8 protein-coding genes and 1 pseudogene are annotated in these 8,010 nt (G+C 47.0%); 5 read left to right on the top strand and 4 right to left on the bottom strand.

Annotation, left to right across the window (positions count from 1 at the left end; genetic code table 11):
* Positions 1–603 precede the first annotated feature (603 nt).
* Genes OQV04_RS22420 through OQV04_RS22410 form a run of 3 tightly spaced genes read right to left on the bottom strand, consistent with a single transcriptional unit; the run spans position 604 to position 2,181 of the window.
* Positions 604–876 carry an ogr/Delta-like zinc finger family protein gene (locus tag OQV04_RS22420; RefSeq protein WP_029488478.1) on the bottom strand — a complete coding sequence of 91 codons (273 nt, stop codon included), beginning with the start codon at positions 874–876 and terminating at the stop codon, positions 604–606.
* Position 877: 1 nt separating this feature from the next.
* A complete protein-coding gene (locus OQV04_RS22415; protein ID WP_029488479.1) occupies positions 878–1,432 on the bottom strand; it encodes a phage polarity suppression protein in 555 nt (184 codons plus the stop codon).
* Entirely contained in the window at positions 1,429–2,181 is a 753-nt protein-coding gene (locus OQV04_RS22410) for a phage polarity suppression protein (RefSeq protein ID WP_247806608.1), read from the bottom strand. Before OQV04_RS22410 ends, OQV04_RS22415 begins: the two co-directional genes overlap by 4 nt.
* A 914-nt stretch (positions 2,182–3,095) precedes the next feature.
* Here OQV04_RS22410 and OQV04_RS22405 point away from each other — a divergent pair.
* From OQV04_RS22405 to OQV04_RS22385, 5 genes are read left to right on the top strand one after another with little or no spacing between them, the layout of a single operon-like run.
* Positions 3,096–3,356 (top strand): helix-turn-helix transcriptional regulator, encoded by a 261-nt coding sequence (locus OQV04_RS22405; protein ID WP_000543726.1) that lies wholly within the window; start codon positions 3,096–3,098, stop codon positions 3,354–3,356.
* Complete coding sequence (locus OQV04_RS22400; RefSeq protein ID WP_089638862.1) at positions 3,356–3,901, top strand: host cell division inhibitor Icd-like protein; 546 nt, start codon at positions 3,356–3,358, stop codon at positions 3,899–3,901. Before OQV04_RS22405 ends, OQV04_RS22400 begins: the two co-directional genes overlap by 1 nt.
* Positions 3,901–4,125 (top strand): hypothetical protein, encoded by a 225-nt coding sequence (locus OQV04_RS22395; RefSeq protein ID WP_029488482.1) that lies wholly within the window; start codon positions 3,901–3,903, stop codon positions 4,123–4,125. Before OQV04_RS22400 ends, OQV04_RS22395 begins: the two co-directional genes overlap by 1 nt.
* Positions 4,122–4,445 carry a DUF5375 family protein gene (locus OQV04_RS22390; protein ID WP_029488483.1) on the top strand — a complete coding sequence of 108 codons (324 nt, stop codon included), beginning with the start codon at positions 4,122–4,124 and terminating at the stop codon, positions 4,443–4,445. Before OQV04_RS22395 ends, OQV04_RS22390 begins: the two co-directional genes overlap by 4 nt.
* Before the next feature lie 14 nt (positions 4,446–4,459).
* Positions 4,460–6,793, top strand: coding sequence for a primase-helicase zinc-binding domain-containing protein (locus OQV04_RS22385; RefSeq protein WP_137539018.1), 2,334 nt, complete (start codon positions 4,460–4,462; stop codon positions 6,791–6,793).
* Positions 6,794–7,652: 859 nt separating this feature from the next.
* On the opposite strand, the pseudogene OQV04_RS22380 reads toward OQV04_RS22385, so the two are convergent.
* Positions 7,653–7,802 (bottom strand): annotated as a pseudogene (locus tag OQV04_RS22380) (phosphorothioated DNA-binding restriction endonuclease); the annotation flags it as partial.
* Between the last annotated feature and the right edge of the window lie 208 nt (positions 7,803–8,010).

Below are 8,010 nucleotides of genomic sequence, written 5' to 3'. Positions count from 1 at the left end.
CGTGCGGGTTTTTGTTTTCTAGATAATAACATTTCCACTAAACCATATCTTATTTCTTTATCATTCAAAATCATAGAAATACCGTACTTAATTTTCAACGAAAGTATATTTGTTAAACATAATTGACTTTATAAATGAATAAACTAGTCTGTCAATCAGTTGAACATGGCTCTTGTTAAAAGTATAACAGGGACTTCAAAACTAATAAATCTTTTGGTAATGAAAGTGAGCCACAGTCCAGACACTCATAATAGAAATAAGATTTCATATGTATCTTTATGATAAATAATGTTTTTGTATGCTCATTTGACGATATACATCAATACAGAACATCATATGTTGCAGTAGCTCTTGATCTCAAGTTTTGGCTTCTCGGCGGGCAGCCCCGCCCGCCTGCCCGCTTCGCTTAACAGACTGGTTTTCATGCACCCCGTAAATCGTCTCAGAAGCCACCACACAAGGGCTTTCGCGTCAAAAATTGCGCATGGGACTCATGCGTTTTCATGCGCCATAGATATGCACTCATACCCTCTCAGGCCAGGCAGGGAAAAGGCGTAAAAAATCCCGGTACTGGACCGGGACTACGTGGGCGTATTTTGCTAATCAGACAGGAATTTGCTGACGGCTTGACAGCTTTGACGCGGAGCCATAGCGGTTGAGAGTTTGCTGTTGTTTTTCCGGCATTTGTGCTTTGTCTGATTCCTGTTCATTGCGCCAAGGCTTCATAATTATCGTATCCACGCTTTCCAGAGCGGTAAATGTGCAGGAACATTCCAGATTCTGGCACTGATACCATGAGCGTTTAACCGATGGAGCTTCATAGGCACTGGTTCTGGCGTGAGCGACCGTCCCACATTCAGGACACTTCAGGGCCATATCAGTACCCTCCTTTTTCATTAAGTCGGTTAAGGCGGGCCAGGAAAACTTTATGTTGTGCCGGGGTGAAACTGGCTGAAGCATCAGCGCACATTGATGCATCCACCGTTAATCCGGTTTCGTCGATAATGCTCTTGTATGCTGCTGAAATTACCGGAGTACGCACTTCCGTTTGTCGGGCTACAGCGGTTCGTAATATTTTCATTGCCGCCTCAAGCCCGTATGGAGCGCAAAGAAAAGGAGCCAGAACGTCAGTGAGTGCATCACCATGCTCGCTCATGAAGTTTTCCGTTGCGCTTGTAACACAACTCTCCAGCACAATCTGGTGAGCATAAAGACCATCCCGTGCAGCACAGTTAATCTGCCATTCGAGGACTGCAAGACGCTCACGAAGATCCTCAAGCTGGCTGGCATATGCTGCCGGTTTTTCTTCAGTATCCAGCAGAGCCGCCAGACGAAGCTGGTAGGTACTTTGCGTATTACGTAGTGTCAGCCAGCTTTTTATCGCCGAGCGGTAATCGTTGAGTGCTTCCTGAGTAATGGTTCCGGCATTCATTTCTTCTCGCCCCCTTTAACCATGTCACGCTGTTTAAGCATCCGTGAACGTGCTGCAGGGCTGGGGGATTGTCTGGCATCCTGGATGGCTTTATCGTCCGCATAAATGCTGATCCCCGGCAGGGTAATATCATCCGTTGAAGATACGTTACAGGACAGTGCCGGAGTGGTGAGTTGCTCGCTGATAAATTGCTTCAGCACACTTTCGGGGTCGTTTACGGTATGAACTACACCGATAACAGCAGAAGCGCTTCGGCCCAGAGTCATTTTCAGCAGTCCAAGGATCTGAATAAGTTTCTGGCCGTGTTCCTTCATAAATTCATTCCAGAGCCACACTGCATGAGTTTCAATCAGGCGATTATGTTCGCTGATGTAGTGGTTTGCAGCATCCGCAGTTTTCCAGGGCAGGAATTCATTTTCTGCCGCCTGAGCTGCCAGCAAATCTTCGAACTCATCCAGTGTTTCGCGTCCGAGGGCGATTTCTGCCCGCAGTTTTTTCATGCGTGGCGTCATATTTCCCTGATTCTCACGAAACAGGTTTCGCCATTCATCATTAAGCGCCTGCGTTTCCGTTTTTGTATCTTCCTGACGTTTACGGATAGTTTCAATCATTGCAGCAGCTTCAGTTTGTTTTCGCCGTTCTTCCTGCCAGACAGCTTTTGCTGCCTTAACTCTATCCACCGCTTCGCGAATTTTCGGTGGGAAGGAGGGTGTAATGTTTGCATCAGGGATCTGGTTAATAGTAGTCATGACTGCTCCGGTAGTGTTTTGTTGTCGTGTCAATTGTGCCGGTGCCCATACAAGCGCACTACCGAGGGGGATTGTGCCAGTGACAGAACAATGAGCTTGTTCTGGCTAGCCAGAGAAATGCGTCATGTCTGATCTTCAACTTTCCTTTAATACATACTATTCACTACTGTTCACTTTGATAAAAAAATTGATAATACAGCTAGTTAAGAGGTGAAGGGTTGACAAGGCAGTATTCAGTGACTGTTCATGAGTGTTCATCGGAAGGCAGCGTGATTTATGATTTTTTTTTTCATCAAAAGTGAAATTTTTATTTCGAATGATTATTTCATTATTGTTCCTCACAACTATTCACCACTCTTCAGTAGTATTCAACAGATGATGAAATAGACGATTTTTCTTTGCCGGGAAATAACATGATTCCCCCTTTCCCTGGTGTTGCATTTCAATCTGATTTTTATAAAACTAGAACTGTTCGGTCTTTTATGAATTTATTTGGATATATTTTTAGGTTAAGAATGCGTGGTTATTGATTTTATGCGGTTCTAATGCTTCTGAGCTTGATGCTATTCATGAGTATCTCCTGAAGTTAGGTTTGCAATGTAAAGCCATATGTAGAAATTGTGCACCCCTGCTGAATGGGTTGCGGTTTCAGTACTATTAAGTTCTATGACTCATGGGGTAGTAACCCCTAGATGAAAGTTAGTTCCTATTAATGTCCCTGTATTTATAGTTCGCAGGCATAATATCTATCATGCCATTTTATGTGGTTTGATATAGTTTTAAATTTGATTAAATCAATATGTGACGCTAAATAAATAATGGGTGCGTAAGCGAGCAATATATACATAATAAGGAACTACCTGAATCCGGGGGGATTTATCCGGACTGATGAAAGAATTAAAGAGGGTAGATAAATGCATGATATTTCTGTTTCTGCGCCAGCTCCGGCTGCGCCATTATTTCCTGTGCTGAACCAGCATGAGCGATTTTTACGTCTTCCCGAGGTGATGCATTTATGCGGCTTGTCCCGCTCAACTATATACGACCTGATAAGCCGCGATGCTTTCCCGAAGCAGATCCCGCTTGGTGGTAAAAATGTTGCCTGGGCACAGTCAGAGGTAAGCGCATGGATGGCGGATCGTATAAGTGCCCGCGGACGGGGATGTGATGCATAATGATGCCTGAACGCATTAATCCCCTTTTTTCTGGCTTGCATCCTGCAGTCATTTCCAGGTATAGTTTTCCCGCTGCCGCAAAATCGGCTGCCGGGCGTAGGAACCCGAGTTACTTATTGGCGACACCAGACGCGCCGTGCGTCTTTTTTTACGTCGTTGCTCAGGCACACCCATTTTTCGGACTGCGGTGCTTATACCTTAGTCCCTGTCAGATAATGGTGGTCCGGGCGGGGCAGCCTTCGGGCTGGCCGGTTTCCAATAAGGCCGGTATTCCTACCCCCGTTCGGGTCACCACCCATGAGCGTAGGAACTCCGGTGGTGGCATTTACCGCGACTTATTGGAGGTTGCCCTTATGGCTACGATCCTCGCCCCTTCACATCCTCAATTTATATTTGTTTTTGCCGCCATTCGTCGTGCAGAACGTAAACCACGTATCAGTATGCTGCGTATCGTCGCCAGCAATGAGCATCATGCACGTCTTTCACTGGTCCATGAGTATGTGCTTTGCCTTGCTGCTCGCCTGCCTGTCCGGGAGGTGATGTGATGAATCACGCCGCAATCTCTTATGACGATATTGTCCGCCTGAAGCATCTTCGTAACGTGGGGGAGTTTGTCACCGGAATGGCTGTTCTTCAGGATTGCCACGAAAAACCTGCCGGTGCTCAATGTGAGCAACTGGCTTCCCTGATTTATCTGATGACAGAGCAGCTTGATGGCGTGGTACAGCGTTGCCAGGATGACCTGATGAACATGGAGGTGGTGCAATGAAATCACGCACTCTCTCCCTTTCACTTCGGGTAGCTTTGTATCGCCGCGCGGTAGCCTGCGCCTGGCTGAGTGTCTGCCATCAGCAAAACCGCCACCCGCAGCTCACTCTGGATGAAATTGAAGCCGCTATTGCTCGTGAGCTTGAAGGGTTTTATTTGCGACAACACGGGCAAACAAAAGGCATGGAAATCGCCTGCGCCCTGCTTTCAGACCTGATGGAATCCGGCCCTCTAATGCCCTGTCCCGCACTCTCCCAGCTCGGAATAGCCGTAATGGATGAGTTATGCGTCCGTCACATTATAAAGCCGGTTTTACACTGAGGGAGAACTGCATCATGTCAGGAATGAAAGTCAGTCAGGCCGTGAAGGCTGCCCGCGGTCACTGGGCGCGGATTTTGCCAGCGCTGGGTGTGAACATACTGAAAAATCGCCATCAGCCTTGTCCGGTCTGCGCCGGTAAAGATCGTTTTCGCTTCGACGATCTGGAAGGACGTGGAACATGGTTCTGCAACCAGTGCGGGGCTGGGGACGGTTTAGCGCTTGTCAGCAAGGTACTGAATGTGAATATCAGTGAAGCAGCAGACAGGATACATGGACTGACACATAGTCTGTCTTCAGCCTCTTCTGGAGTCTGGACGTCAACCGCAGATACAGATGGCGGGAAACAGGCGGCGGCATCACTGGCCGCGCGACTACTGCAAGCCTCGCGTGAATCTGCCGGAAATACTTATCTTACACATAAAGGTTTCCCGGAGCATATTTGCCATGAGCTGACTTCAGGTCATAAAACCGGTGGGGTGATGTTCCGCCCCGGTGATTTGATCGTCCCGCTCTATAACGCTGACGGGGAGCTGGTGAATATTCAGCTTATCAGTGGCAATGGTAGCAAGTGTTTTCTTAAAGGAGGTCAGGTTAAGGAGGCCTATCATCTGATAGAAGGGGGCGGGAGTTCTGTAAGAAGGATGTGGATTGCGGAAGGTTACGCCACGGCGCTTACTATTCATCATCTGACAGGAGAAGCCGTCATGGTGGCATTTTCGTCGGTAAACTTTCTTTCTCTGGCCAGAGTTGCCCATAACAAGTATCCGGGATATCAGTTAATTATTGCAGCGGACCGCGATCTGAATGGTTCAGGCCAGAACAGGGCTGAAACTGCTGCAAAAGCGTGTCAGTGTGACATTGTGCTGCCACCGGTTTTTGGTGACTGGAATGATGCGCTTACCCAATACGGAGAGGAATCCACCCGGAAGGCAATTCTTGAGGCTTTGAAGCCACATAACGCCAGTCCTTTCGACACAATGAGTGAAGCAGAATTCACAGCGATGAGTGTCAGCGAAAAAGCTCAGAGGGTTCGTGAGCATTACAGGGATGCACTGGCGGTTGATCCGAACGGGCAGCTTTTATCCCGCTACGAGTCTGGAGCGTGGAAAGTGATTTCTCAGTCAGATTTTGCCCGAGATGTCGCAGCCCTTTTCCAGCGCCTCGGTGCACCGTTTTCCTCAGGAAAAATTGCCTCACTGGTGGAAACATTAAAGTTAATTGTTCCGCAGCAGCAAAATCCGGCACGTCATCTGATTGGTTTTCGTAATGGCGTCCTCGATACGCGAACAGGGCTTTTTAGTCCGCACTGTAAAGAGAACTGGCTGCGTACCCTGTGTGAAGTCGATTTCACGCCACCGGTAAAGGGGGAAACGCTTGAAACTCATGCCCCGGCATTCTGGCGCTGGCTGGACCGGGCTGCCGGACACAAGCCAGCAAAACGCGACATTATTCTTGCGGCGTTATTTATGGTGCTGGCGAACCGCTATGACTGGCAGCTCTTTCTGGAAGTGACTGGCCCTGGTGGTAGTGGCAAAAGTATTCTGGCTGAAATTGCGACCATGCTTGCTGGAGAGGATAACGCCACCTCTGCGACCATTGAAACGCTGGAGTCCCCGCGAGAACGTGCGGCTCTGATAGGTTTTTCTCTTATTCGCCTGCCTGATCAGGAGAAGTGGAGCGGCGACGGCGCCGGGCTTAAGGCTATAACTGGTGGCGATGCGGTATCGGTGGACCCCAAATATCAGAATGCTTATTCAACACATATTCCGGCGGTTATCCTGGCCGTAAATAATAATCCTATGCGCTTCACTGATCGTAGTGGTGGTGTGTCCCGCCGGAGAGTGATTCTGCATTTTCCTGAGCAGATAGCACCGGAAGAACGCGATCCGCAGCTGAAAGATAAAATTGCACGAGAACTGGCTGTGATTGTTCGCCAGCTCATGCAGCGTTTCAGCGATCCGATGAGCGCCAGAACATTGCTTCAGTCGCAGCAGAATTCAGATGAGGCTCTCACCATCAAGCGTGATGCTGATCCAGCATTTGATTTTTGTGGCTATCTTGAGGCATTACCTGACACCAACGGTATGTTTATGGGGAACGCCAATATTGTCCCACGCCAGCCACGTACATACCTTTACCATGCCTACCTCGTATACATGGAGGCTAATGGCTATAAAAACACCCTGAGTCTTACGATGTTTGGCAAAGGGTTGCCAGTCATGCTGAAGGAGTACGGGCTACATTATGAGAAACGGCGAACTAATCAGGGAATGCAAACTAACCTCACTTTGAAAGAGGAGAGTAATGCAGACTGGCTGCCCAAGTGTGATGAGCCAATATTAAAATAACGATTAACTGACCCGGCTGATGCCGGGCTTCTTATTGGAAACGCACAAATGTAGAGATAGCTGTTCACTCTTCACCTAGCTGTTAACGCATAAACAATTGATATATAAGTTAAAAATGACAGGGTGAATAGTGTGCATGGTTTTGCGAAAAAAAAGTATTTTTTGTAGAGTCAAGTCCCGGTTTGGATCCGTTTAACGGAACCTAACTAGATTGACTATTTCTCTGATGATTTTTGGATAAATAATCAACAAAAATCAAAATGTGAACAGAGAATGGTGGGGGCACAAAAAGGGGCATAATTAAATTAATTATAATTAAATTTCAATTTTTACAATATGTTAAATGTGTGTACGAGTCCGGCCTTCGCACCTTCGCACCATCGGAACATCAATAGACATCAACGGACGTTTTTTTATGACTGAAATCCGCGCCACACAAGGCTTTTCGCTATTTTTCGCTCAACCTAAGTCAACCTACATCAACTTACTGATGTGGATACAGCTACAGCTGCGGCTATACCCCGATTCGATAATGTTTGTACCCACACAAAACCCTTGAAAGGCTACAAGGCTGAAATTGTCTAAACCATAGAGATGATTTTTATGATCCAGTCTTTCTCTTGTTGAGATAGTTCCAGTTTGCTCACTCGTGTTAAGAAGGTATTGATCACCTGAACATCCGAATTGGTGAGCCTATTTAATAGAGCGGGTGGTATACCTTTACTAACAATCGCTTTGCGGTGACTTTCGTAGTTTTTATTACTCATTGTTGATCCTAAAAAATCATTGTATGGCGGCATTGATCGTTTCCAGCAACCTTTACTTACTCACTTCGAACTGCATCCTCGTAGACTGTTCCACTACAATAATCGAAAAGGCGCGGATGTCCATTCAGGTATCCCGCTAATACGTATAGCAATAACAATGGCTTATGCGGCGCGCGCTGTTCACCCTTGTGCCAGATTTTTATATTGGCAATTGCCTGCTGTAGCGATTTACTGGAAGCTATTGATATCCCTGGCAGTGAAATAATTGCGATCATGCTCGCAAATTTTCTGCTGTTCAAGCCTGCAAGTGAAGATATATTACCTTGATCTCATTTGTTTTTTTGCTGCCTGTTCTGAGAACGTATAAGGACATTCGGTGATGCTGCCAACTTACTGATTTAGTGTATGATGGTGTTTTTGAGGTGCTCCAGTGGCTTCTGTTTCTATCAG

The sequence above is a fragment of the Escherichia sp. Lx600-2 genome (genome assembly GCF_036662595.1).
GTDB classification, from domain to species: Bacteria; Pseudomonadota; Gammaproteobacteria; order Enterobacterales; family Enterobacteriaceae; genus Escherichia; species Escherichia coli.
The sequence above is the reverse complement of the archived record's forward strand: the minus strand, read 5'-3'. Positions and strand labels throughout refer to the sequence as shown.